Here is a 25310-nt window from a genome sequence, read left to right as displayed (position 1 = left end):
CTTTGTATAACTCAATCCAAATAATTTTCACAAAATAGTTACTTTCGTTTCATGGAAAATCTCAGAAATATAAACCCAATAAAAGTAGATAAAACTACGATAATTAACCTAGAAAAAGGGAAGCTTCCACCGCAAGCACTCGACTTAGAGGAAGCTGTACTAGGTGCTATGATGATTGATAAAAAAGGAGTTGATGAGGTTATTGATATTTTGCAACCCGATGCTTTTTATAAAGAGGCACACAAGCATATTTTTGAAGCTATTTTTCAGTTATTCACAGACTCTCAACCCATTGACTTATTAACAGTCTCGGCACAGTTAAAAAAGACGGCAAAGCTAGATTTGGCAGGAGGTGATTTTTACCTCATTCAACTTACCCAAAAGATATCTTCTTCGGCACATATTGAGTTTCATTCCAGAATTATTCTGCAAAAATACATACAACGTAGCTTAATCAAAATTTCATCTGAAATTATTGAAGAGTCCTATGATGAAACTACCGATGTTTTTGATTTGCTTGATAAAGCAGAAACCAAATTGTATGAAGTTACACAAGGAAACATCAAACGAAGTTCCGAAACTGCACAAAGTTTAGTAATTCAAGCCAAAAAAAGAATTGAAGATATTGCCAATAAAGAGGGAATGAGTGGAATTGCCACTGGTTTTGAAAAATTGGATAAAATAACTTCGGGTTGGCAACCAAGTGATTTAATCATTATTGCTGCAAGGCCGGGAATGGGAAAATGTTTAGGAAAAGGCACTAAAGTTTTACTATATGATGGTTCTCTTAAAAATGTAGAAGATATTTCTGAAAATGAATTATTAATGGGTGATGATTCTACTCCAAGAAAAGTGCTTTCCATTGCTCGTGGACAAGAAAAAATGTATTGGATTCATCAAAATAAAGCCATGTCTTATAGAGTAAATGAGAGCCATATTTTATCTTTAAAAAGAAGTAGAAACGAGGGAACTCATAAGCAAGGCGATATTCTAAATATAACAGTTAAAGACTATTTAGAAAAATCGAAAAAATTCAAATCAAATTATAAAGGGTATAAAGTTGGTGTTGAATTTAAAGAAAAAGAACTTCCTTTAGAACCCTATTATCTTGGTCTTTGGCTTGGCGATGGGCATTCATACAGTCAAAGAATTACAAATGTTGATGAAGAGATTATAGAATATTTAAACGATTATGCCACTCGCTTAGAAAGTGAATTGGTTGTATATGAACAAAAAGATAGAACTAACAATTATGCTATTGTAAATAAAAACAAATTTACTTCCGTAGAATTTACATCCTGTATTCAAACTGAATTAAGAACTTTAGGAGTACTGCAAAACAAACATATTCCAAATCAATATTTAATTAATTCAACTGAAAATAGGTTACAATTATTGGCAGGAATTATAGACTCTGATGGCTATTATACCTCTGAATTTAATTGTTTTGAAATTGTTCAAAGAAATGAAGATTTACTAAATCAAATAAAATTTCTTTGTGATAGTTTGGGTTTTAGAACCTCGGTTAGAAAGAAAAGAACTTCAATTAAATCATCTGGATTTCAAGGAGAAGCTTTTAGACTAAGGATATTTGGAAATCTAAATGATATTCCAACAAAAGTGGAGAGAAAAAAAGCCCGAGAATGGAAATCTAAAGTGGATTGGAAAGTAACTGGAATTAAAGTTGAATATGATAGGATTGATGATTATTATGGTTTTGAAATAGATGGTAATAGATTATTTCTTTTAGAAGATTGTACTGTAACGCACAATACTGCCTTTGTTTTGTCAATGGCTCGAAATATGGCTATAGATTTTGGACATCCCGTAGCGTTATTTTCATTAGAAATGTCATCGGTACAGTTAATTACGCGTTTGATTTCATCGGAAACTGGTTTGCCTTCCGAAAAATTGAGAACAGGTAAATTAGAAAAACACGAATGGGAACAGCTATCTACCAAAGTAAAAGATTTAGAAAAAGCGCCTCTGTATATTGATGATACACCTTCGCTTTCTATCTTCGATTTGAGAGCTAAAGCCCGTCGTTTGTCGTCGCAACATGGCATAAAATTAATTATAGTGGATTACCTTCAATTGATGACCGCTGGAGGAAGCAATGGAAAAGGTGTTGGAAACCGTGAACAAGAAATTTCTACCATTTCCCGAAATCTAAAAGCATTGGCGAAAGAATTAGAAGTTCCTGTAATTGCATTATCTCAATTATCGCGTGCAGTAGAAACTCGTGGTTCTAGTAAAAGACCATTGCTTTCTGACCTCCGTGAGTCGGGTGCCATTGAGCAAGATGCCGATATTGTATCCTTTATTTATCGTCCAGAATATTATAAAATTGATGAATGGGATGATGAAGATCAAACTCCAACAACTGGCCAAGCGGAATTTATCATTGCTAAACACAGAAACGGTTCGCTTGAAAACATTAGATTGAAGTTTATTAGTCAACTGGGTAAATTTGATAATCTTGAAAGTTTTGGTAGCGCTTTTGATGATTTACCATCCAAAATGAACCATGATGATAATCCATTCATGACTAAAAATTTACCTTCTGCTAACGAAGCTTTTGGAAGCAATTTCAATAGCGAAGATGACGATAGTGATGTCCCGTTTTAGTACTACGTAAAAACACCTGTTTTTTTAACATTTTTTGATTTTATTAAAATTTATTGTTAATTTTGAGTATTATTAACAATAAAACGAGATTAATTATGTCAAATAATGCAATAGATTTAAAAGAAGCTAAAGAATGGGCACAACTTTACAGAAAAGCTAATCCTGATGGAGTCATAGCATATCTAATCCCAAAAATAGATATGACTCAATTATTAAATCAAGAAGGAGTTGCAGATTTTAGAGCCTATTTGGGATATGATCCTATTATGCAAATGGAAAAATTAATGATTGTTGGGGTAGATGAAAATGGTAACGATTTAATTAATGCTCAAAAAGGAAATTTTATATACGATATGACTAGTCCTTGTCCGAAAACTTGCGATGTAACAAGTCCTCTTTTTAATCTTGATTCTCAAGAAAAACAATAAATGCTGAGTAAGTGATTATAATACTTGGACTTATATTATTGCTAATTAATTGTTTCTTATTTTTTATAAGTATGAGTAAAAAAGCAAAGACTTACAAAGTTTTTGCTTTTTATCTTTTAATTATGGCTATAATTCAAATAGCTTCATTTGTAACATCTAAACTAAAAATACATAATATTTTTTTAACCCATTTTTATTTTGTTATACAGTTTCTTATATTAAGTTATTTTTACTTTTTATTATTGATAGATTTAAAACAAAAGTTATTAATTAAGATAATTACTCCATTAGTTATAACAAGTCTTATTATTTATTATTATAGCTATCCTCTTGATTTTTATATATTTAATCCATTTGAAATTTTTATAACTTCATTGCCTTTAGTTATTTATACTACATTTCATCTATATAATTTATTAAACCAAGATAAAAAGTTTTATTACATCAATTTAGGATTGTTAATTTATCTTTTCGGAAGCACTTTAGTTTTCTTAACAGGTAATTTGCTTTTACTTATAGATGGAAATTACGTTTTTGATATTATATGGAGTTTTAATGAGTACATTTATGTAGTTTATCAGTTATTAATATTTAAAGATATTTACCCTTTATCTAAACAATGGAGACCAAGTCTGAAATAATTAGAATTTTTATTTATACTTTTTTAGCTTTCATGACGATGGCCACAGTGTTAATATTTTTTTTTTATTTTTCACGAAAAAAAATCATCAAACAAGAAATAGAAAAAAGGAACTTAGAAGTTAATTATCAGAAGGAAATTTTAAAAACGGTTATTTTAACTCAGGAAACAGAACGAAAAAGAATTGCTCAGGATTTGCATGATGAAATTAGTTCAAAATTAAATATAGTTTCTTTAAATAGTCATTTGTTAATTAGTCCAAATTTATCTGTTTCAGAAATTAAAGAAATAACGGCAAATATTAATAAATTAACATCGACTGCATTAGAAAGTTCAAGAAGAATTGCCCATGATTTATTTCCTCCAGTTTTTGAAAAATTTGGACTTGAAGCAGGAATTCAAGAATTAATTGTTGAATTTAAATCAACAAATCAATTCGATATTCAGTATTCTAACCAATTAAATTTAAATGAATTTAATAAAAATACACAACTTGGGCTTTTCAGGGTTTTACAAGAATTACTTCATAATACACTTAAACATGCAGTTGCTAATACAATTAATATAACTTTTTTTAGAGAAAAAGACACTTTTTGCTTACTCTATACTGATGATGGAATTGGTTTTAAAATTTCTGAAGACAAGAAAGGAATGGGTTTAATCAACATTGATAGCAGGATAGGTTTGCTCAATGGCAAGTATTTTATAAAAACAGCTCCAAAAAATGGATTTGAAATTAAAATAATCTTTAATGATTTATGAATAAGATAAAATTGCTTTTAGCAGATGATGAAGAATTGTTTCGGAAAGGTATTAGTTTTTTACTGCAAAGGCAGGATAATATCCAAATTCTTTATGAAGCAAATAATGGAAGTGAAGTTGTAGAATACCTAAAATCGAGCTCAATTCATCCCGATATTATACTAATGGATTTAAAAATGCCAATGCTAAATGGAGTTGAGGCTACAAAACTTATTAATAAAGAATTTCCTTCCATTAAAATCATCGCTTTAACAAGTTACAATACAAAATCTTTTATAGCAAATATGATTGAAATTGGCGCTGCCTCTTACATTGTTAAAAACTCATCTCCTGAAGAAATGATTACTACAATTAATCAAGTAATCGAAAAAGGATTTTACTACAACGAAGAGGTATTGAATGTAATTCAAGAAAATTTAATTACTAATAATAGAAAAAATATTTTTTTTGAGGATATTATTTTAACAAAAAGAGAAAGAGAAATTTTAGAATTAATATGTTATCAAAATAGTACTCAGCAAATAGCTGATAAGTTATTTATTAGTCCAAGAACTGTTGAAGGTCACAGGAATAACTTGTTATTAAAAACAGATTCGCAAAATAGTGCAGGTTTGGTTGTTTTTGCGATTCAAAATAAAATAGTTATTTTATAAAAAAAAACGTGAGTCTATTATAAAATAAAGCTCACGTTCACCACAATTACAAGTTCAGTCTCAATTTAACTTATAATGATATCTATACTTATTATACAACTAATTACAATTAGAACAGCTAATATTACTAACCCTATTTTACTAACTATACTTAAACTTTTGATTGGATCTTCCATGTGAAATAAAAATTTATGTAATTATTATTTGTCAAAAATAAAAGGAATAATTTAGTCAGCTATACGTAATTCTACCTGTTTTTTAGAAATTTTTTATGATTTTTTATTTTTTATTATACTGATAAAAGGCGTATCTTCGATTAGTATTATTTTATTACCAATGAATTATATAAAGACCATTTTTTTGTTAGTTGGATTGCTCTATTTTTCTATAGTCAATGCGAATTTCATCTTGTTGCCAATGGATGAATCCACTCAAAAAAATCATCTAAAAGCATATGGAATTACCTATTGGGCATTGGACAAACAATTCAAAGCCAGTTGGTTATTAAATTACCGAGGCGGTTCTTTCCTTTTGCCCGATGCTTCCGAAATTAGAAAAGAATGTCAAATTCGTGGCGTGAGTTTTGAGATTTTATCCGATGCCGAGATGCAATCAATTTTAGCTGAAATTTCCAGCCCTTCACAAAATACAGAGACTGTTGTTTTAGAAAAAGCACCAAAAATTGCTGTGTATTCGCCACCAGGAAAGCAGCCATGGGATGATGCCGTAACGATGGTTTTGACGTATGCCGAAATCCCTTTTAAGGTCGTTTATGATGAAGAAGTTTTGAGTGATCAATTACTTTTATACGATTGGTTGCACTTGCATCATGAAGATTTTACTGGACAATATGGTAAATTTTATGGTGGCTATAGAAATGCACCATGGTACATAGAACAGAAAAAGGATGCCGAAGCATTAGCCGCTAAATTAGGTTTTGCTAAAGTATCTCAAGATAAACTGGCTGTGGCCAAAAAGATTAGAGATTTTGTTATTGGCGGTGGTTTTATGTTTGCCATGTGCTCGGCAACCGATAGTTTTGATATTGCATTGGCTGCCGAAGGTATTGATATTTGTGAGCCCATGTTTGATGGTGATGATAGCGAACCAAATTACCAATCGAAAATAGATTATCGAAAAACCTTCGCTTTCAAAGATTTTATTTTAGAAAGAAGACCAGAGCGTTATGAGTTTTCAGATATTGATATGACAGAAAAACGCAGAATTCCTTTTGAGAAAGACTATTTCACTTTAATGGAGTTCTCAGCCAAATGGGATGTAATTCCAACTATGTTATGCCAAAACCACACCCAATTGGTTAAAGGTTTTATGGGACAAACCACTTCTTTTGATAGTAATCTAATTAAATCGAGTGTGCTGACTTTAGGAAAAAATGAACTTAATGACGAAGCACGTTATATTCATGGTCAAAAAGGAAAAGGATTTTTCACTTTTTATGGCGGTCATGATCCCGAAGATTATCAGCATAGAGTAGGCGATGAGCCCACCGTTTTAGACTTACATCCAAACTCTCCCGGTTTCCGATTGATTTTGAATAATGTGTTGTTTCCCGCGGCAAGAAAGAAACCTCAGAAGACTTAGTTTATAGCGCCAATAGTATCATTTTTTTTTATATTGTATTTTCTTTATAATAAAGTTTGCAAATTGAAAACTTTTTATATCTTTGACCAATGAAAATTTTGGTCAAAAAAACAATTTTGTATTATATAGCTAATTACCCATTAGCTAAAACACAATTGTTAATTTGGCACGCAGAGTTTTCTAAAATGGAATTTCAAAATTTTAATGAATTAAAAAAAATCTATGGCAACGCTAGTATAATAAACAATAATAGGGTTGTTTTTAATATCAAAGGGAATGATTTTCGTTTATTGATTTCAGTGAATTTTATCCAAAAAGCATGTTATGTAATTTGGTTTGGCACACACAAGGAATATGATAAAATAAAAGTGGAAACTGTTTTATTTGATACTAATATTTTAAATTTTAAAACAAAATAACAATGAACTGGAAAGTGCTAAAAACGGAAGAAGACTATAATAAAGCTTCATTACGATTGATGGAAATTTTTCAATCGGAAGTCAATTCCCCCCAAAATGATGAATTAGAATTGTTATTGGTTTTGGTAAAAGATTATGATGATAAACATTTTCAATTACCATCCTTGGATGCCTTGGAAGTGATTAAATATAAAATGGAAGAACAAGGTTTAAAAGCCAAAGATTTAGAGAGCATCATTGGGAGCAAAGGGCATGTTTCGGCAATTTTATCTGGAAAACGTGAAATAACTTTAAAAATGGCACAGAAACTCAAAAACTATTTTAGTATTCCAGCAGAAGTTTTTTTACATACAGCATAAATAGTATCTTATTGATTTCTAATGTCTTCTGTAATTTTCAATCTCTTTGGTTTAACTGTTAGCATTCCTCGTTGCTCTATGTAGGGTAAGGAAGAATATTTGTTACAAGGTTTGCGTATGTATTTCAAACCTGAGGATTACCAACATCGACTGGGAAATGAGTCAACTTTTTTAGATTAGCATCCAAACTCTCCAGGTTTCCGATTGATTTTGAATAATGTATTGTTTCCCGCGGCAAGAAAGAAACCTCAGAAGACATAGAATTTAAATTCCAAAAAAAATACCAAATTCCAATACACTTCGACAAGCTCAGTGAGACATTGGAATTTGGGATTTTATTGTTGCAGTCTTGACTACTTATTATTCTCAATAATGTAATTCAACACTTTAGTCATCAAGTGTACTCTGTCTTTACCTAGTACATTGTGTTTATGCATTGGATAGGGAAAATAATCAACTTGTTTTCCTACTTCAACGAATTTCTTAACTAGCGAAAGATTATGCTGTTCTACAACCACATCATCACTTGTTCCATGAATTAAGAGCAGTTTTCCTTTCAAATCTTTGGCATAATTCATCACACATGCTTCATCAAATCCTTTTTGGTTTTCGGCTGGTGTGTCCATGTAACGTTCGCCATACATGATTTCATAGTATTTCCAATCGGTTACTGGTCCACCGGCGACACCCACTTTGAAAGTGTCTGGTTTTCTTAGCATTAACGATGTTGTCATAAATCCGCCATAGCTCCAACCATGAACCGTTAAACGATTACCATCTACATAGGGCAATGATTTTAAGTAGTCAACACCCTTTAATTGGTCTTCCATTTCGTTAACACCTAATCTTCCATGAATTACACTTTCAAATGCAAATCCGCGATTGTCTGAACCGCGATTGTCAACTGTAAAAACCAAATATCCTTGTTCTGCCATCCAATACATCCAAAGGTTAGCACCATCGAGATAAGAATTGGTGATCATTTGTGCATGTGGTCCGCCATAAACATAAATTAGAACGGGATATTTTTTTGAAGAATCAAAATTACTCGGTTTGATTAATCGTGTGTATAAATCGGTTGTGCCATCAGCAGCTTTGATGATATTGATTTCTGCCGAACCCATTTCGTAACCTTCAAATTTGTTTTTACTTTCGAGTAAAGTGATTGCCTTGCCCTTTTTATCATATAATAATGATTTTGATGGTGTGGAATGATTTGAATATTCATCAAAAATCCAATTTCCATCAGTAGAAACCATCACGTTATGAACACCTTCGTCTTTGGTAATCAAGGTTTGTTTTCCTTTTAAATCAACTTTATACACCAACATATTAATGCCTTTTTCACCAGTTGCTTTGAAATAAATTTCGTTTCCAGCTGAATTTGCTCCAATAATTTCGCGAGTTGGAAATTTATTGGTAGTCAGTGGTTTGATTAATTTTCCGTCAATAGAATAATAATAAAGGTTGTTAAATCCGTCTTTTTCGGAAATCCAAACGAAGTTATTTGATTTATTGTTTGGGAAAAATGCAGGATGTTCTGGTTCAACCCAAGCATTATTTTTTTCATTAAAAAGTGTCTTGATAAACGAACCTGTTGAAGCATCGTATAAATCCAAATTCATATTATTTTGACCACGATTTAACGCAGCAATAAGTAGGTATTTTTCATCTGGTGACCAAGTGAGGTTTGTCAAATAATCATCGGTATTTCCTCTTGGCAAAATAAAAACTGTTTTTTGTGTAGCCAAATTGTAAATTCCAACGCTTGCTTTTTCTGATTTTTGACCAATCATTGGATATTTAATATTTACCAATTTCCCAGGAGTTTCATTGATGTTCAATAATGGATAATCGGCAACATCTGTTTCGTCTTTTTGATAAAATGCTAGAAACGTTGATTGCGGCGACCAAAAAATGCCTTCATTAATGCCAAATTCATTTCTAGAAATGGTTTGTCCTGAAACAATATTTTTATCTAAATTATTGGTAACTGTTATCTTCTCTTTATTTTTATTAAAGTAGTATAAATTGTTTGATTCTGTAAATGCTACATTTATTTTTGCGTCATCAAAGGTTTGATTTTCGGCAGTTTCTGGAACTTCTTGAATAAGTTTTCCTAATTTAGTATTGATGTTATAACTGTAATACTTTCCTGTTTCAGAAATTAAAATGGTAGTTGAATCAATCCATTGTACCCCAAAGAAACTTTTTAATTTAGTTCCAAGTGCGGTATTGATGTCGTTAAGTTTTACCAATTCAACGGCATCTTTTTTTGTCACATTGGCACTCATCATTTTTGTCCAAGAATCGGTGTAATAAATATAAGTATTGGAATTGGGTATCCATTGAAAACCGGTTAATTTATCGGCGCCAAATTTTCTGTTTTGTTGTAAAACGGCTTCTTCTAAGCTGAATTTTTTTAACTGGGCTTGAGTTGAATATGCCACTAAAAAGCAAACGAGGAGTAAAATCTTTTTGTTCATGAAGTACTTTTTTAATTGAACGTAAATATATTTAAAAATACAGGTTGGAGATGAAAATATTATGGATTAAGAGAAATATCTTCTATAATTTTCAAATGATGCTTGGTATGAAGTTCTAGAAACCAAATTGATTTTTTCACATTCAAATTACCAAAATAGGGATGAGCAAAATAACACTTTGGATCAAGACTTTCCAGTTCGTGGCTATTTTTTTTTGCTAACTCTAGTTTAGCAATTAATCCATCTGTTGAGGTTGTTTCTGTTGGTTGAACTATTTTAGGTGCTTTTCCTTTTCCTCTAGGAATTTTATTAATCGTTTGAATATAGAATCGAGACAAATTAAATCGCCATTTATATTGATTTGGATTAGAATTTTTTAATTGTGCCACTATTCCATTAATGACTAATAAACTATGGTCAATATGCCAACCAATAGAGGATTGTGAAACAGCAAGGTTTATTTTTTCATGCAGTATAATCTTTTTTTCAAGTTGGTCAATACATTGGGATAATTTGGTCATGTAAAATTTTATTTTTTATAATTCTTAATCGTCATTACCTTCATTTTCTTTATCTAAATATTCTTGAACAATATTGATGGCATTGGTCACAACATCACTAAGTGCGGTAATGTAACTTCCTTCTTCGGCATTATCTATAGCGTGTTTGATTGCTTCCACTTCTTTTTTGATAATTTCATGAGTTACTGTTCTTCCACTTTCAGCAATACCTTCCATGATTAAACCAATGATTTCCTCTTCGGTTCTGCCTCGCAAATGTTTTTCTTGACGAATAATAATATGGTCAAACATTCGTGCCGCAATGGTTGCACATTCTTTAATATCTTCGTCACGACGGTCACCAACACCGGCAATGATTCCGATTTTTTTGGTAGCTTCAATAGTACTTAAATAATCTTCAATACCTCTATAACCTGCCGGATTATGAGCGAAATCAACTAAAACCTTAAATTTTTTGAATTCAAAAACGTTCATTCGACCAGGAGTTTGAGCAGCGCTAGGAATAAAAGTTTGTAATGACAAACTAATGTCATCGGTTTTGAATCCTTGTAAATAACTTGCGAGTGTTGCGGCTAAGACATTTGCTATCATGAATTTTGCTTTTCCACCCATGGTTAAAGGAACATGAGAAGCTTTTTCAACGCGAATTTTCCATTCTCCTTTTTTGATGGTAATGTATCCGTTTTCGTATACGGCTACAATTTTACCTTCTTTAGAAAACTGCTTTGCTTTAGGATTGTTTTCATCCATACTAAAGTAGGCCACATTGCAACTTAACTCATTTGCAATTTTTAAACATTGCTCATCTTCGGCATTTAAAATGGCCCAGCCGTCTTTTTTAATACTTCTGACTACAGTAGCTTTTACACGTGCTAAATCGTCTAAGGTGTGAATATCGCTCAATCCCAAATGATCTTCTTGTATGTTGGTAATAATTCCAATATCACATCGACTAAATCCCAATCCTGAGCGTAAAATTCCACCACGTGCTGTTTCAAGCACTGCAAATTCTACCGTTGGGTCTTTCAAGATATATTCGGCAGAAATAGGTCCGGTTGTATCTCCTTTTTCCATCATGTGGTTTTGTACATAAATTCCATCTGATGTAGTAAAACCAACTTTATAGCCATTATTTTTTACAATATGAGCCAATAATCGAGTGGTGGTTGTTTTACCGTTGGTTCCAGTCACGGCAATGATTGGAATACGACTTGGTTTACCCGGAGGATAAAGCATGTCAATAACGGGAGCAGCCACATTTCTTGGCAATCCTTCAGAAGGAGCTAGGTGCATTCGGAATCCTGGAGCCGCATTTACTTCTAGAATACATCCGCCATTTTCTTTGAGGGGTTGTGTTAAATTTTCGGCCATAATGTCTACACCGCAAATGTCTAATCCTATAACACGTGAAATCCGTTCACAAAGAAAAATATTTTCGGGATGCATCATGTCGGTCACATCAATCGATGTTCCACCAGTGCTTAAATTTGCTGTTGATTTTAGATAAACCACTTCTCCTTTTTTTGGAACAGTTTCTAAGGTGTAATTTAGTTTTTCCAATAAATCGGTAGTGTCTCTATCCACATCAATTTGAGTTAATACATTTTCATGACCATAGCCACGTTTTGGGTCAAGATTTGTTTCGTCTATTAGTTGTTGAATTGTTTGAATTCCATCACCTTTTATGTGCGCAGGTTCTCTTTTTGCCGCCGCAACGAGTTTGTTATCAATCACCAAAACTCTAAAATCATAGCCAGTAATAAATTTTTCCACAATCACTCGGTGACTGTATTTTTTGGCATACGCTAATCCTTCAACAGCATCTTCCCATTTTTTTACATTAATAGAAGCACCTTTTCCATGATTTCCATCTAATGGTTTTATCACAATTGGGTAACCAATTTTTTTGATTACATCAGTCAAATCCTCTTCATCAACACAAATTCCCCCATTAGCCACAGGAATAGAAGCTAAATCAAGCATTCTTTTGGTTTGTTCCTTATTGCAAGCGATATCAACGGCAATACTACTCGTTTTACAGGTAATAGTAGCTTGAAAACGCATTTGATTGATGCCATAACCTAATTGTACCAAAGAATTTGTACCCAAACGTATCCAGGGAATATCTCGAGCAACAGCTTCTTCAACAATACTTCCTGTGCTAGGACCAAGACGTACGCGTTCCCGAATTTCGCGCATTTTTTGAATATCAGCTTCAACATCATAATCATTACCGGCAATCAATGCCTCGGCAATGGCTACAGCACTTTCAGCAGCAAATAGTCCCACATTTTCTTCGGTATAGCTGAAAACCACATTATAAATTCCTGGCGTTTTAGTTTCACGAGTTCGTCCAAAACCCGTTTCCATTCCAGCCAATGTTTGAATTTCTAATGCGATATGCTCAATTACATGTCCCATCCAAGTGCCACGTTCGATGCGTGAAAAGAAACCTCCACGAGTCCCTTCTGAACAGCGATGCTCAATCATGGTTGGGAACATGGCTTCTATTCGTTCCCGAAAACCTTCAATTTTATTGGTTGGTAATTGTTCCATCTCTTCCAAGTCAAGACGCATTTGGATTAATTTTTTGCGTTGTACACTCCAAATGTTTGGTCCACGAAGTGCTTGAATTTTATCTATTTTCATGATTGGGAATAATTTGTAAATGTAAGTAGTAATGATTTTGTTAAAAATAGGGAATTTTTATTGTTGAAAAGTAATTTTTTTACAGAAATGGCAAAAAGTTGTATCAATATGGGTGCTAAATCTTGGTATTAATTGATTTTCAGAATTTTAGATGGCTGAAATAGCAATACCATTACTGTCTAGCCCTGATTGGAGCTGGTTACCGTGTAACGCGGAAAGCAGGAAAATGGTAGCTAAAAACGCCCGAACTTTTCGCTCCTTAAATAAAATCGACAATTTTTTGATACAAATCAGCGTCGTGCATACTATGTCCTAAGTTAGTAGTTTCATAATAAATTGCATTTTTCCATGTGCTTGCATATTTGCGACCTTCTTCAACGAGAACCACTTTATCATGAGTATCATGTGCGATAAACGCTTTTTGAGTAAAGGTTTTAGCAAATTGATGTCCTGAGAAATCATCAATAGGAATATTGAATTTTTCTTGGTAATAATTTTCTAGCCGTATTTTAATCTTTTTATTCAAACTTAAAAGGGAAACATAATTATCGCTCAAAATTTTAAAATCAGATGGAGAACCGAGTAGAACTACTTTTTCTATCAAAGGATTTTTGTATTTGTGAAGATAGTAAGCGATGGCTGCACCACCAATAGAATGTCCAATGATGGTTTGAGCTTGGTATTTTTGAGTTACGACATTGATAAATTCGGCATATTTTGGTGCATTAAACTCTTTGCCTTCACTCAATCCGTGTGCTGGCCCATCAATGGCTATTATAGTGTTTCCTCGGGGTTTTAGATGATGTAATAACTTTTTCCATCTTGAAGAGTTGCTTTCCCAACCATGAATTAAAAGAATGATGTTTTTGTCACCTTTCCAAATGTAGGTTTGAAAATTATCATCTAAGTATTGAAAAGTTTCGAATGTTGCCTTTTGTAATGTTTTGGGCAGCTTTTCTTTTTTAATTTTTCCTTTTCGAGGTTGACTAAAAAGGGTGTAAGCACTATTTTTTGCTTTCTCTTCATTAAAGAAACTAAGCATGTTTAGATACAGCCCAATTGATTTGGTAAGAATGTAATATTGAATTTTCTTCATAAAAAATCCCGTCTCGTTTGCCGAATGTGACGGGATTAAGTTATTATAAGTGAGCAAATAATTTTTGCATTTTTTCTTTTTCTTCTTCTGCTAAGGCAGAGTCTACTAAAATTCTTCCTGAATGTTCATCAGTAATTATTTTTTTTCTAGCAGCAATTTCTACTTGTATTTGTGGTGGTATCGTAAAAAATGAACCTGCCGATGCGCCACGCTCTATTGATACTCCTGCTAAACCATTGCGAACACTTGAACGAATTCTTTTGTAGGCAGCTAATAATCTTTCTTCTATTAAAGCTTCATACTCAGCGGATTTTTCAGTTAAAAAGCTTTCCTCTTTTTGAGTTTCAGCCATGATATCATTTAGCTCCGCTTTTTTATGCTTTAAGTGCAATGTTTTCTGCTCTAATTTTTCTTTAGAAGTAGCAATTACTTCTTTTTTGTGTTCGATAGTAGCTTTCAATTCTTTGATTTGCTTTTCGGCTAATTGAATTTCCAATTCTTGAAATTCCACTTCCTTCGTCAATGAGTTGAATTCTCTGTTATTGCGAACTTCTTTTTGTTGTGTAGTGTATTTTTTTATTGCGGCTTGATGTTCATCAATTGCATTTTTTTTGGTTTTAATTTGTTCTTCAATTAGAACTAAATCACTTTTTAATTTATCTAAACGAGTGCTTAAACCGGTTACTTCATCTTCTAAATCTTCCACTTCTAAAGGTAATTCACCTCTAACGTTTCTGATTTCATCAATTCTAGTATCTATGATTTGTAGGTCGTAGATAGCTCTTAATTTGTCTTCAACACTTAGTTCTTTTGTAGTCGCCATATTTTATAAGTACTTAACTGGATTTGTATTTTCTTCCGAAAAAATGATGGCAAAATTAAGGATTTTTTTCTTAAGAAAATCAACAATATAATTTTTTGTAAATCTTTCGCTTTCAAAGTGACCAATGTCGGCTAAAACCAATTGATTTTCAGCTTCATAAAAGTTGTGGTACTTTAAATCTGCGGTTAAAAAAATATCAGCTCCAGCTTGTTTGGCATTGCTAATGGCAAAACTTCCCGAACCGCCAAGAACCGCTACTTTTTTTATTGGTTTTCCCAACAAAATACTATGTCTGATACCACCGCATTGCATTTTGTCTTTGACAAAAGCTAAAAAGTCGTTTTCACTCATGGGTTTTTCCAACTCGCCAATCATTCCCAAACCAATGGTTTGATGCGTGTTTTGTAAATCATACACTTCATAAGCAACTTCCTCGTATACATGATTTTTAAAAAGTGCTTTTAAAATATTGCTTTGCAAATGTTTTTCAAAAGTCACTTCAATTTTGATTTCTTCATTTTCTACAAATTCAAAACGTTCGCCTATTTCGGGATTGCTGTCTTCGTTACCCATGTAAGTTCCGATGCCTTTGGAATTGAAACTGCAATCTTCATAGTTGCCAATTTTTCCAGCACCAGCTTCAAACAAGGCATTTCGTAATGCTTCAACATTTTCGGGAATGGTGTAAGTAACCAGTTTTTGAATAAAATTTTGTTTAGGAACGAGTATCTTAGTGTTGATTAATCCCAAAGCATTCGAGAATATTTTGTTGACACCATGTTTATGATTGTCCAAAGCAGTGTGAACAGCATAAATGGCAATGTCGTTTTTGATGGCTTTGAGCACCGCGCGTTCGACGTAATTTTTACCTGTGATTTTTTTTAAACCTGAGAAAATAATAGGGTGGAAGCAAACTACTAAGTTACATTTTTTGGTAATGGCTTCGTCAATAACGCTTTCCAAAGCATCGTGGCAAACCAATATTCCTGTGGCTTCGGTATTGGAATCGCCAACGAGCAAACCCACATTATCAAAATCTTCGGCATAGGCCAAAGGTGCCATTTCTTCTAGGATTGAGAGTATTTCTTTTATTTTCATTTTTTCATTTTTTTTTGCTAAATAACAACTTCCTTCCTCCAACTGAACTCAGCAACTGAACACTGAAACTGAATACTGAACACTTCCTATGTTGCCCATTCATTTAAATATTCTCTGATAATCCATTGTTCATTTACTTTTTCAAGCAATAGAAATCGCCCGCTGTTGTGTTCGATGTTTCTGTAAAAAGCTACTTTAACTAAAGCAAATTGATTTTTTAAAAAGTAAATGGGTTTATTTACAATGAGTAATCTTTGATTGTTTTCGCCGTATTGTTTTGAAATTTCTTGAAATTCTTCTAATGTTACACAAGCGTTGACTTTACTTTTTAGATATTGATTTTGATTGTCAAATAATAGATTGTAGGCCTCAGACCAGTTTTCATTGACAAATACAATTTGTTTTTTTATTTCGGCTGCATTTTTTTTTAACAATTCATTTCCCGAAATGACTTCAATCACTTCTTCATTATTAGGTGCTTTATTGCAATAGAAACTAAGGAGTTGTAATCTGCCTTTGACAATTACTTTTTCGGTTTTATAATATTTTGTAAAAATGACTTTTAATATAGCGGCATTCTCTATTTCTTGTGAGAAAACAGAGACCGTATTGATAAAAAACAGAGTGATTAAAAAATAAAATATTTTCATTGTTAAACTCCTATAAATTCAATTAGTTTTTTTGAATTGAAACTTTTCAAAGATAAAATCTTTTTTATTAAAATTCTACATTTCATTATCGTATTCGAGGCAAATTCTCTATTTTCGTACTATGATTTTGTTGCGAAAAATTCTTTTCCCTTTTGCCATACTGTATGGCTTTATCACTTCAATTAGAAATTATCTTTATGATAAAGGTATACTAAAATCCTATTCTTTTGACATTCCAATTATTGCTGTTGGAAACTTAAGTACTGGTGGTACTGGAAAAACACCTCAAATTGAATATTTAATTCGGTTAATTTCACCAAAATATAAAGCCGCCACGTTGAGTAGAGGTTATAAAAGAAAATCGGAAGGTTTTGTTTTGGCTGATGCCAACGCTAATGCAGCATTACTAGGTGATGAACCTTATCAATATTATAAAAAGTTTCCCAATATTCAAGTTGCAGTTGATATTGATAGGAAAAATGGGATTGAAAAATTAATATCTGCAAAGGATAAACCCGAAGTCATTTTGCTTGATGATGCTTTTCAACACCGCAAAGTGAAAGCGGGATTTTACATTCTCTTGACTTCGTATGACGATTTGTATTGTGATGATGTTATGCTGCCTACAGGAAACCTTCGCGAAAGTAGTAATGGCGCTAAAAGAGCCAACATGATAATTGTCACTAAATGTCCGCCAACAATTTCTGAACTTGAACAGGAAACTATTAAAAACAAAATTGGTCTTGCTATTCCTATTTTTTTCAGTTGTATTGAATACGATGACAAAATTTATAATCAAAATAACACGTTAGAAGTTTCGGAAATTAAATCAAAAGAAAAAGTTTTGTTAGCCGGAATTGCTAAGCCAAAACCGTTTTTTGATTATTTGCAAAAAGAAGGAGATGATTTTATGTCATTTCCCGATCATCATCATTTTAGCGAAAGCGATATTTCAGTCATAAAAAACAAAGCCAAAGATAAAATTATAGTCACAACCGAAAAGGATTTTGTACGTTTGGACGCTGAAATTTTAGCAAAACAATTATATTTTTTACCTATCAAAAGCAAGTTTGTGGATAATCAGGAATCTTTTGATAAAACAATTTTAAACTATGTGGGAACTTGTACAAGAAACCGTTAATTTTATAAAAAACAAAACCAATTTTACTCCAGAATATGGTGTGATTTTAGGTTCAGGATTAGGGAGTTTTACCGATGATTTAAAAATTGAATTTATATTGCCCTATCATGAAATTCCAAACTTTCCTGTTTCAACAGTTGCAGGTCATAAAGGCGCTTTGGTTTTTGGAACCATTGGGAATAAAAAGGTTGTAGCCATGCAAGGCAGATTTCATTACTACGAAGGATATTCCATGCAAGAAGTAACTTTTCCAGTTCGTGTCATGAAGTATATAGGCGTAACAAAATTGATTGTTTCTAATGCTTCTGGTGGTGTAAATCCCAATTATAAAGTGGGTTCCATTGTGGTGATCAAAGACCACATCAATATGATGCCTGAACATCCGTTGAGAGGAAAAAATGACGAACGTTTTGGACCAAGATTTGTTAATATGAGTGAACCTTATAGCGTGAAAATGATTGCCAAGGTTAAAGAAATTGCAATTGCTCAAAATATTGAAGTTTTTGATGGGGTTTATATGGGATTGCAAGGGCCGACTTTTGAAACCTTGCATGAGTACAAAATGGTAAAAGTTTTGGGTGCCGATTGTGTTGGAATGTCAACCGTTCCCGAAGTAATCGTTGCACGCCATATGGATTTAGAGACTTTTGGAATTTCTGTAATTACAGATATTGGTAGTGAAGAATATTTAGAAAGCATTACTCATGAAGAAGTATTAAAAGCTGCAAATGCTGCAGAACCAAAAGTCAGACAATTGATTAAAGAGTTGATTCTTCAATACTAACAGATTTTATTTTTTAATAAAACGTTGTTTTCCATCAATAAAATCAAATCTATTATTCTACTAGAATACCCAATTTCATTGTCATACCAACCTACTACTTTTACCATTTTACCGATAACAGAAGTTAATTGAGCATCAAAAAGACACGAATTCGAATTGCCAATAATATCAACCGAAACAATAGGATCTTCGGTATAAGCTACTATTCCTTTTAAGTTAGTTTCAGACGCTATTTTAAACGCTCTATTTATTTGTTCAATAGAAACTTGTTTTTTTACATAACAAGTAATATCTGTCAATGAACCATCGGGAACAGGAACTCGGATGCCGCTACCGCCAATTTTACCTTCCATTTCTGGAAAAATTTTGGTGAGTGCTTTGGCTGCACCAGTTGTAGTAGGAACAATAGACTGACTTGCACCGCGAGCGCGACGTAAATCTTTATGGGGTTGGTCATGCAAACTTTGATCAGTAGTGTAGGAGTGAACAGTGGTGATATAAGCTTGTTCAATGCCACAAAGTTCGTTGATTACTTTAATCATCGGTGCAGCATTGTTGGTTGTGCAGCTGGCATTGGAAACAATGGTTTCTGTTCCGTCTAAGATATATTCATTTACACCAAGAACGACAGTTTTAATTTCGGGTACTTCAGATGGTGCGGAGAGTATTACTTTTTTGGCTCCAGCCAGAATGTGTTTATTAATTTCTTCAAGAGAGGTAAATTTCCCAGTACATTCCACCACAAAATCAATATCTTTCCAATTAAGATTGCTAATTTCTTTTTCATGAAAAAAAGAATATGATTTTCCGTCAACAATTATAGAAGTATTATCAAAGGAAACGGCACAAGGCAAAACACCATGTATACTGTCGTACTTTATCAAATGCGCCATTGTACGGTTATCGGCAATATCATTAATGGCAACTACTTCAATCGTTGGGTGTTTTAAAAGCAATCGGAACAAATTTCTTCCTATTCTTCCAAAACCATTGATGGCAATTTTTGTTTTATTCAAAGTTTAAAATTGTTTAAACATTTTATAGAATATGTTTCTCCGCGTGATAAGACGAACGCACCAATGCACCACTTTCTAAATGACGGAAACCCATTTCTTTTCCAATTTTTTCGTATTTCTCAAACTGTTCCGGTCTGATGAATTCTTTTACAGGTAAGTGTTTTTTACTGGGTTGCAAATATTGACCTATTGTAACAATATCCACATTGTTATCTCTCAAATCCTGCATGGTTTGAATTACTTCTTCTTCGGTTTCTCCTAGGCCAAGCATTATTCCCGATTTAGTTCTCTTGATACCTTGCTGTTTCAAATAGTTAAGAACTGCCAAACTCCTATCATATTTTGCTTGAATTCGAACTTCTCGAGTTAATCTGCGAACGGTTTCTACATTATGAGAAACTACTTCGGGATTGGCTTCTATAATTCTATCTATAATTCTTTCTACACCTTGAAAGTCTGGAATAAGTGTTTCCAGAGTCGTTTCTGGATTCATTCTGCGAATGGCCTGCACGGTTTCCAACCAAATGATAGAACCCATATCTTTCAAATCGTCTCTATCTACACTAGTGATAACGGCGTGTTTGATTTTCATAATTTTGATTGAACGCGCCACTTTTTCAGGTTCATCCCAATCCACTGTTTCAGGTCTGCCCGTTTTCACACCACAGAAACCACAAGAACGCGTACAGATATTCCCTAGAATCATGAAGGTTGCAGTGCCTTCTCCCCAACATTCACCCATATTAGGACAACTACCCGAGGTGCAAATGGTATTTAGTTTATATTTATCAACTAAACCGCGAAGTTCAGTATACTTTTGACCAATAGGTAACTTAACCTTTAGCCATTTTGGCTTACCACCAATAGGTAAGTTATTATCTAAAACAGTTTCCATTTTCCAAATTTTTGCGGTACAAAGATACAAAGGTAAATCGTAGAACAATAGTTATGGAAACTCTAATTTTTATACTCTAAATAATACATATAAATATTTTATTATTCCACAAAATCCATGTGCTTGTTATGGGTTTCACTAATAGTTATTACAGAATAAATTCCAAGGATAAAAACGATGACACCAACTATTGCAGCAGAAGTTATTACACTTTGGGTAATTTTTAGATAGTCAAATCCAATTAACATTAAAGGAACGCAACCACGAACCATATTAGGAATGCTGGTGGTGGCAGTGCTTCGCAAATTAGTTCCAAATTGTTCGGCAGCCAAAGTAACAAACATGGCCCAAAATCCAGTACTCAAACCCATCCAGGCACAAAAGAAATAGTAGGTATTTTCACTTTTAGTTCCACCAAAAAGTAATAAACCAACACCTAATGCTGTAAATAACATCATGTAGAGAATTGTTTTCTTTCGGGAATGCAACAAATGAGAAATAAAACCACTTGCAAAGTCGCCAATCGAGCCAAAAGTATAGGTCCAAACAATAGCTTTTGCAGGGTCTATTTTGGTAATGCCCATTTCAGGAGCAAATTGATTGGCCATAAAAACCAATATTCCAATGCAATACCATATAGGAACGCCAATAAAAATACATTTCATGTACTTAATAAAAAGAGTTTTATTGGTCAATAGGGATAAAAAATTACCTCTTTTAATTTTTGAATTTTCTTTAACCGATTTAAACATGCCGCTTTCTGCCACTCTAATGCGCAACACTAATAAGGCCAAACCTAAACCGCCACCAATAAGATACGCTGTTGACCAGCTGCCCGAAAGTTCTACTGTAAAATGAGCTACCACTGCGCCTAAAACGCCAAAACCAGCTACTATAGAAGTTCCAATAGCGCGAAGTTCTTTGGGTAATGTTTCTGAAACTAAAGTAATTCCGGCTCCCAATTCTCCAGCTAATCCAACGCCGGCAATAAATCGCAACCAAGCATAAATCATGGCTTTATCACCAAAATTAATTTGGGGTAAAAGTCCACATGCAATATTGGCTAACGAATACATCAAAATAGAGCCAAACAAAACCGATAGCCGTCCTTTTTTATCGCCAAAAACTCCCCACAAAACTCCGCCTACAATCATTCCCGTCATCTGGAAATTGATGATCATAGTGCCTACTTTATCGGCATCCAAATGCAAATCATTTAAACTTTGAATTCGAACAATGCCAAAAAGCAATAAGTCATAAATGTCGACAAAATAGCCAAGAGCTGCAATAATTACAGGAAAACTAAAGAGGATTTTGAATTTTTCTTGACGTGTAAATTGTTTCATTGGTAGAGTTTGAATTTTATAATTATAACAATGACTAGTCCTAAATAATCTGTATCGATTACTTGGGACTAGTCAAATTATCCTTAATCTTGCTATATACCCAGAACTTTTTTAGTTTTATTGGTTAACCCATCTTTATGCACCATTACCGAAATAGCTTTTAATTTTATGTATGGAATACTCATGTAAACAAATCCCTCTTTCCCCGAATTTGTTCCCCAAGAGTTTTTTACTTTGTAATAGTGGTTTCCTTTTTGGTCTATAACTTTCCCAATAATATGCATTAAGTGGTCGTCTTGTGTGTTGTAATTTTCAAATTCCGCTTGACGATAATCAGGAGAAATCTTTTTTTCGGGGTTAATTTCTGTTAAAATGGTTTTAGAATCCGTGTCGTTTTCTGGAATAACAGCAATACCATATTGACCTGAAAAAGTACTTTCGCTTACATCAGTATCTAATGCTAACGTAAAACCTTTATCTAAAGCATTATCAATGTTTTGTATAAATTCATCTAAAGGCACGTTATACATACTTCCGTTAGCAAAATTATCGGGAATACTTAAAATAAATGGAGTGTAAAACGTTTGATTTGTAAACGAAGTAATGGTAACATAATCATCTAAATTAAGTTTAGTTGTACTTAAAAATTGCTGAGGAGTAAGCTTATTTTCCTCTGATACTACTTTTTTATCTAAACTTAAGTCAGCCCAAACAAACTTAGTGTTTTCATCAAATTTTCCCATATATTTGTCTAGAATGGCAACATAATCTTCTTTCCAATTTGGGTATTTTTTTGGCGTTTCTGCTACCGCTTTTTTAACAACCGCCTCTAATTCGGCAACCATTTTAGAATGGTCGTACTTTAAATCAGGATTTGTTTTTCCATTAAAACTACTTTCAGGAACAATGCCATATTTTCGGGCGCTATTGATTACGTCGTGGCTTAATCCGCCTTCTCCAAACTGTGCTTTTCCTTGTCGCATGACATAGTTTTCGGCTTTATCAAGATAAGTATTGCGCACTGTATACATTTCAGACAGGTCAATCTTATTGCCTGTCAAACGAATAATTTCAGCTTCTAAAAAAGAAGTGGTAGAGAAACTCCAACACGAACCCGTTTGACCTTGAGAGACAACAGGAGTAGCTTGGATGTCCTTTAAAATTTGAAATGTATAGGGCTGTGAAAATCCTAACAAACTAGCTAGCAGTAATGATAAGGTAAAATAAGATTTATTCATAAGTATTCCTTTGAGTTTTAGAATTTGAGTTAAAAATGATTTATTTTTACGCTAAAATAATGCAATTCTTTTCTTGCACTGTTTTTTTAACGAAAAAAATAAGAAATCATACTAAAACCTTTGTTTATGAGTAAAATACAATGGCAAACCGCTAAAGTGTTTGAAGATATCACCTATAAAAAATGCAATGGCGTTGCAAGAATAGCATTTAATCGTCCCGATGTTCGCAATGCATTTCGTCCGAAAACCACATCCGAATTGTTACAAGCGTTTCATGATGCACAAGAAGATACCTCCATTGGCGTAGTCTTGCTTTCTGCCGAAGGACCAAGTTCTAAAGATGGTGTGTATTCGTTTTGCAGTGGTGGCGATCAAAAAGCTCGCGGTCAACAAGGATACGTGGGCGATGATGGGTATCACCGATTGAATATTTTGGATGTGCAACGATTGATACGGTTTATGCCAAAAGCCGTTATAGCTGTAGTTCCCGGTTGGGCAGTTGGTGGCGGTCATAGTTTGCACGTGGTTTGTGATTTGACTTTGGCAAGTAAAGAACATGCTATTTTTAAACAAACTGATGCTGATGTAACGAGTTTTGATGGCGGCTATGGTTCGGCCTATTTAGCCAAAATGGTTGGACAGAAAAAAGCGCGTGAGATTTTCTTTTTAGGTAGAAATTATAACGCTCAAGAAGCTTTTGAAATGGGAATGGTAAACGCAGTAATTCCTCATGACGAGTTAGAAGATACCGCTTATGAATGGGCGCAAGAAATTTTAGCAAAGTCGCCAACATCCATAAAAATGCTAAAATTCGCCATGAATTTAACCGATGATGGCATGGTTGGGCAACAAGTTTTTGCTGGCGAAGCGACACGTTTGGCTTACATGACCGAAGAAGCCAAAGAAGGAAGAGATGCTTTTTTGGAAAAAAGAAAACCGAATTTTGAAAAAAAGTGGTTGCCATGAAACAGTGTTCAGTTTGCAGTATTTACGGAACAACTTTAAACTCTTAAACAATTTTTAAACCTTTAAACCCTTAAACTTTTAAACAAATTTAAAAATGAAACACTGGATTGAAGCCGCTCGAGTTCGAACATTGCCACTTTCGGTATCGGGAATAATTGTGGGAAGTTTTTATGCGATGTCGCAAGGAATGTTTAATTGGAACATTGTGACATTTGCTTTGCTCACAACTTTAGGGTTACAAATTCTCTCCAATTTCGCCAATGATTATGGCGATGGCGTAAAAGGAACGGATAACAAAGATAGAGTTGGGCCAATGCGTGCCATTCAAAGCGGAATGATTACGCCAAACGCTATGAAAAAAGCAATTGGATTAACAGCTGTAATAACACTAACTTTTGCGGTGTTGTTGATTTATTTTGCCTTCAAAGAAAGTTATCTCCTGTATTCTTTGTTCTTTTTGATGCTAGGAATACTAGCTATTGCATCGGCTATTCGATATACCGTCGGAAAAGGAGCATACGGTTATAGAGGTTTTGGAGATTTGTTTGTCTTTATTTTCTTTGGAATGGTAAGTACTTTTGGCGTGTATTTTATGTTTTCAAAAAGTATGGATTGGTTACTATTGTTACCAGCAACAGCTATTGGTTTTTTGAGTGTAGGCGTTTTGAACTTAAATAATATGCGTGATGAAGAAAGCGATAGAAAAGCCGGAAAAAACACTATTGTAGTTAAAATGGGTGGCGAAAATGCTAAAAAATATCATTTTTTCTTAGTCATTTCAGCTATGGTGTTGGTGTTGCTTTTTGCGTTTCTTACTAATTTTCATTTTGATCAATACATTTTTGTGGTGGCCTACTTTCCGTTAATCAGTCATTTGATAACTGTTTATAAAAACAAAAATCCAAAATTATTGGATCCTGAATTGAAAAAATTAGCCTTAAGCACCTTCTTTCTTTCGATATTATTGTCGTTGTGCCTAATATTTTTCATCTCAGATATGGTAGTGAATTATATATAAATAAAAATAAAATCATGAATATTACATTTTACGGTCATTCTTGTATTGGAATTGAAGTTAGTGGAAAACACATCATTATTGACCCGTTTATT

The 25310-nt window shown here is 33.3% G+C and carries 22 protein-coding genes and 1 pseudogene; 12 read left to right on the top strand and 11 right to left on the bottom strand.

Going from position 1 to position 25310, the window contains the following annotated elements:
* The first annotated feature begins 51 nt into the window (after positions 1-51).
* The 8 genes and pseudogenes from dnaB to ACK5ON_RS05930 all read left to right on the top strand — a co-directional run.
* A complete protein-coding gene (gene dnaB / locus ACK5ON_RS05965; RefSeq protein WP_409820798.1) occupies positions 52-2628 on the top strand; it encodes a replicative DNA helicase in 2577 nt (858 codons plus the stop codon).
* A 95-nt stretch (positions 2629-2723) separates the two neighbouring features.
* Positions 2724-3056, top strand: a complete 333-nt coding sequence (locus ACK5ON_RS05960; RefSeq protein ID WP_409820796.1) for a hypothetical protein — start codon at positions 2724-2726, stop codon at positions 3054-3056.
* Between the two features lie 619 nt (positions 3057-3675).
* Positions 3676-4458, top strand: coding sequence for a sensor histidine kinase (locus ACK5ON_RS05955; RefSeq protein WP_396173876.1), 783 nt, complete (start codon positions 3676-3678; stop codon positions 4456-4458).
* Positions 4455-5111 (top strand): response regulator, encoded by a 657-nt coding sequence (locus ACK5ON_RS05950; RefSeq protein WP_396173874.1) that lies wholly within the window; start codon positions 4455-4457, stop codon positions 5109-5111. Before ACK5ON_RS05955 ends, ACK5ON_RS05950 begins: the two co-directional genes overlap by 4 nt.
* 336 nt (positions 5112-5447) lie before the next feature.
* Positions 5448-6713, top strand: a complete 1266-nt coding sequence (locus ACK5ON_RS05945) for an asparagine synthetase B (RefSeq protein ID WP_396173873.1) — start codon at positions 5448-5450, stop codon at positions 6711-6713.
* A gap of 89 nt (positions 6714-6802) precedes the next feature.
* Entirely contained in the window at positions 6803-7132 is a 330-nt protein-coding gene (locus ACK5ON_RS05940) for a type II toxin-antitoxin system HigB family toxin (protein WP_396173871.1), read from the top strand.
* A gap of 2 nt (positions 7133-7134) precedes the next feature.
* Positions 7135-7491, top strand: a complete 357-nt coding sequence (locus ACK5ON_RS05935) for a type II toxin-antitoxin system HigA family antitoxin (RefSeq protein ID WP_396173869.1) — start codon at positions 7135-7137, stop codon at positions 7489-7491.
* A gap of 129 nt (positions 7492-7620) precedes the next feature.
* A pseudogene (locus ACK5ON_RS05930) lies at positions 7621-7752 on the top strand (asparagine synthetase B); the annotation flags it as partial.
* Positions 7753-7844: 92 nt separating this feature from the next.
* Here the strand turns inward: ACK5ON_RS05930 and ACK5ON_RS05925 are convergent.
* The 7 genes from ACK5ON_RS05925 to ACK5ON_RS05895 all read right to left on the bottom strand — a co-directional run bounded on the left by ACK5ON_RS05925 (position 7845) and on the right by ACK5ON_RS05895 (position 16814).
* Positions 7845-9977, bottom strand: coding sequence for a DPP IV N-terminal domain-containing protein (locus ACK5ON_RS05925; protein ID WP_409820792.1), 2133 nt, complete (start codon positions 9975-9977; stop codon positions 7845-7847).
* A gap of 59 nt (positions 9978-10036) precedes the next feature.
* Complete coding sequence (locus ACK5ON_RS05920) at positions 10037-10498, bottom strand: DUF1569 domain-containing protein (RefSeq protein WP_396173866.1); 462 nt, start codon at positions 10496-10498, stop codon at positions 10037-10039.
* Positions 10499-10522: 24 nt separating this feature from the next.
* Entirely contained in the window at positions 10523-13147 is a 2625-nt protein-coding gene (cphA, locus tag ACK5ON_RS05915) for a cyanophycin synthetase (RefSeq protein ID WP_409820790.1), read from the bottom strand.
* Between the two features lie 259 nt (positions 13148-13406).
* The gene (locus ACK5ON_RS05910; protein ID WP_409820788.1) at positions 13407-14243 is read right to left on the bottom strand and encodes an alpha/beta hydrolase; all 837 of its coding nucleotides are present in this window, start codon (positions 14241-14243) and stop codon (positions 13407-13409) included.
* A gap of 43 nt (positions 14244-14286) precedes the next feature.
* Positions 14287-15066 (bottom strand): zinc ribbon domain-containing protein, encoded by a 780-nt coding sequence (locus ACK5ON_RS05905; protein WP_409820786.1) that lies wholly within the window; start codon positions 15064-15066, stop codon positions 14287-14289.
* 3 nt (positions 15067-15069) lie between these two features.
* Positions 15070-16164: a Nif3-like dinuclear metal center hexameric protein gene (locus ACK5ON_RS05900; RefSeq protein WP_409820784.1), complete on the bottom strand. Its 1095-nt coding sequence runs from the start codon at positions 16162-16164 to the stop codon at positions 15070-15072.
* 86 nt (positions 16165-16250) lie between these two features.
* Positions 16251-16814 (bottom strand): hypothetical protein, encoded by a 564-nt coding sequence (locus ACK5ON_RS05895; protein ID WP_396173857.1) that lies wholly within the window; start codon positions 16812-16814, stop codon positions 16251-16253.
* 121 nt (positions 16815-16935) lie between these two features.
* Here ACK5ON_RS05895 and lpxK point away from each other — a divergent pair, with 121 nt between their 5' ends.
* A complete protein-coding gene (lpxK, locus tag ACK5ON_RS05890) occupies positions 16936-17955 on the top strand; it encodes a tetraacyldisaccharide 4'-kinase (RefSeq protein ID WP_409820782.1) in 1020 nt (339 codons plus the stop codon).
* A complete protein-coding gene (locus ACK5ON_RS05885; protein ID WP_396173851.1) occupies positions 17927-18739 on the top strand; it encodes a purine-nucleoside phosphorylase in 813 nt (270 codons plus the stop codon). The genes lpxK and ACK5ON_RS05885 overlap by 29 nt, the downstream gene beginning before the upstream one ends.
* Here the strand turns inward: ACK5ON_RS05885 and gap are convergent.
* The 4 genes from gap to ACK5ON_RS05865 form a co-directional block, all read right to left on the bottom strand.
* The gene (gene gap / locus ACK5ON_RS05880) at positions 18736-19755 is read right to left on the bottom strand and encodes a type I glyceraldehyde-3-phosphate dehydrogenase (protein WP_409820779.1); all 1020 of its coding nucleotides are present in this window, start codon (positions 19753-19755) and stop codon (positions 18736-18738) included. The two genes, ACK5ON_RS05885 and gap, sit on opposite strands and share 4 nt — an antisense overlap.
* Positions 19756-19777: 22 nt before the next feature.
* On the bottom strand, positions 19778-20650 hold the full coding sequence (gene lipA / locus ACK5ON_RS05875) for a lipoyl synthase (protein ID WP_409820776.1): 873 nt from the start codon (positions 20648-20650) through the stop codon (positions 19778-19780).
* A 101-nt stretch (positions 20651-20751) separates the two neighbouring features.
* Positions 20752-21996: an MFS transporter gene (locus tag ACK5ON_RS05870; protein WP_409820774.1), complete on the bottom strand. Its 1245-nt coding sequence runs from the start codon at positions 21994-21996 to the stop codon at positions 20752-20754.
* A 92-nt stretch (positions 21997-22088) separates the two neighbouring features.
* Positions 22089-23234 carry a C1 family peptidase gene (locus ACK5ON_RS05865; RefSeq protein WP_409820772.1) on the bottom strand — a complete coding sequence of 382 codons (1146 nt, stop codon included), beginning with the start codon at positions 23232-23234 and terminating at the stop codon, positions 22089-22091.
* A gap of 126 nt (positions 23235-23360) precedes the next feature.
* On the opposite strand from ACK5ON_RS05865, the gene ACK5ON_RS05860 reads away from it, so the two are divergent.
* Both ACK5ON_RS05860 and ACK5ON_RS05855 read left to right on the top strand, forming a co-directional pair.
* A complete protein-coding gene (locus tag ACK5ON_RS05860) occupies positions 23361-24200 on the top strand; it encodes a 1,4-dihydroxy-2-naphthoyl-CoA synthase (protein ID WP_409820770.1) in 840 nt (279 codons plus the stop codon).
* A gap of 94 nt (positions 24201-24294) precedes the next feature.
* A complete protein-coding gene (locus ACK5ON_RS05855) occupies positions 24295-25218 on the top strand; it encodes a 1,4-dihydroxy-2-naphthoate polyprenyltransferase (protein ID WP_409820768.1) in 924 nt (307 codons plus the stop codon).
* Positions 25219-25310: the final 92 nt, after the last annotated feature.

Source organism: Flavobacterium sp., assembly GCF_046317795.1.
Taxonomy (GTDB): Bacteria; Bacteroidota; Bacteroidia; order Flavobacteriales; family Flavobacteriaceae; genus Flavobacterium.
Note: the sequence above shows the minus strand (reverse complement) of the source record. Positions and strands in the feature narration are given on the sequence as shown.

Coding starts and splice junctions, on each gene's coding strand:
- ACK5ON_RS05910 (WP_409820788.1), bottom strand. CDS start 14,243: ATGAAGAAAATTCAATATTACATTCTTACCAAATCAATTGGGCTGTAT.
- ACK5ON_RS05920 (WP_396173866.1), bottom strand. CDS start 10,498: ATGACCAAATTATCCCAATGTATTGACCAACTTGAAAAAAAGATTATA.
- lipA (WP_409820776.1), bottom strand. CDS start 20,650: ATGGAAACTGTTTTAGATAATAACTTACCTATTGGTGGTAAGCCAAAA.
- ACK5ON_RS05935 (WP_396173869.1), top strand. CDS start 7,135: ATGAACTGGAAAGTGCTAAAAACGGAAGAAGACTATAATAAAGCTTCA.
- ACK5ON_RS05865 (WP_409820772.1), bottom strand. CDS start 23,234: ATGAATAAATCTTATTTTACCTTATCATTACTGCTAGCTAGTTTGTTA.
- ACK5ON_RS05885 (WP_396173851.1), top strand. CDS start 17,927: ATGTGGGAACTTGTACAAGAAACCGTTAATTTTATAAAAAACAAAACC.
- ACK5ON_RS05855 (WP_409820768.1), top strand. CDS start 24,295: ATGAAACACTGGATTGAAGCCGCTCGAGTTCGAACATTGCCACTTTCG.
- ACK5ON_RS05860 (WP_409820770.1), top strand. CDS start 23,361: ATGAGTAAAATACAATGGCAAACCGCTAAAGTGTTTGAAGATATCACC.
- ACK5ON_RS05895 (WP_396173857.1), bottom strand. CDS start 16,814: ATGAAAATATTTTATTTTTTAATCACTCTGTTTTTTATCAATACGGTC.
- ACK5ON_RS05900 (WP_409820784.1), bottom strand. CDS start 16,164: ATGAAAATAAAAGAAATACTCTCAATCCTAGAAGAAATGGCACCTTTG.
- ACK5ON_RS05905 (WP_409820786.1), bottom strand. CDS start 15,066: ATGGCGACTACAAAAGAACTAAGTGTTGAAGACAAATTAAGAGCTATC.
- dnaB (WP_409820798.1), top strand. CDS start 52: ATGGAAAATCTCAGAAATATAAACCCAATAAAAGTAGATAAAACTACG.
- ACK5ON_RS05950 (WP_396173874.1), top strand. CDS start 4,455: ATGAATAAGATAAAATTGCTTTTAGCAGATGATGAAGAATTGTTTCGG.
- cphA (WP_409820790.1), bottom strand. CDS start 13,147: ATGAAAATAGATAAAATTCAAGCACTTCGTGGACCAAACATTTGGAGT.
- ACK5ON_RS05870 (WP_409820774.1), bottom strand. CDS start 21,996: ATGAAACAATTTACACGTCAAGAAAAATTCAAAATCCTCTTTAGTTTT.
- ACK5ON_RS05945 (WP_396173873.1), top strand. CDS start 5,448: ATGAATTATATAAAGACCATTTTTTTGTTAGTTGGATTGCTCTATTTT.
- ACK5ON_RS05955 (WP_396173876.1), top strand. CDS start 3,676: ATGGAGACCAAGTCTGAAATAATTAGAATTTTTATTTATACTTTTTTA.
- lpxK (WP_409820782.1), top strand. CDS start 16,936: ATGATTTTGTTGCGAAAAATTCTTTTCCCTTTTGCCATACTGTATGGC.
- ACK5ON_RS05925 (WP_409820792.1), bottom strand. CDS start 9,977: ATGAACAAAAAGATTTTACTCCTCGTTTGCTTTTTAGTGGCATATTCA.
- ACK5ON_RS05940 (WP_396173871.1), top strand. CDS start 6,803: ATGAAAATTTTGGTCAAAAAAACAATTTTGTATTATATAGCTAATTAC.
- ACK5ON_RS05960 (WP_409820796.1), top strand. CDS start 2,724: ATGTCAAATAATGCAATAGATTTAAAAGAAGCTAAAGAATGGGCACAA.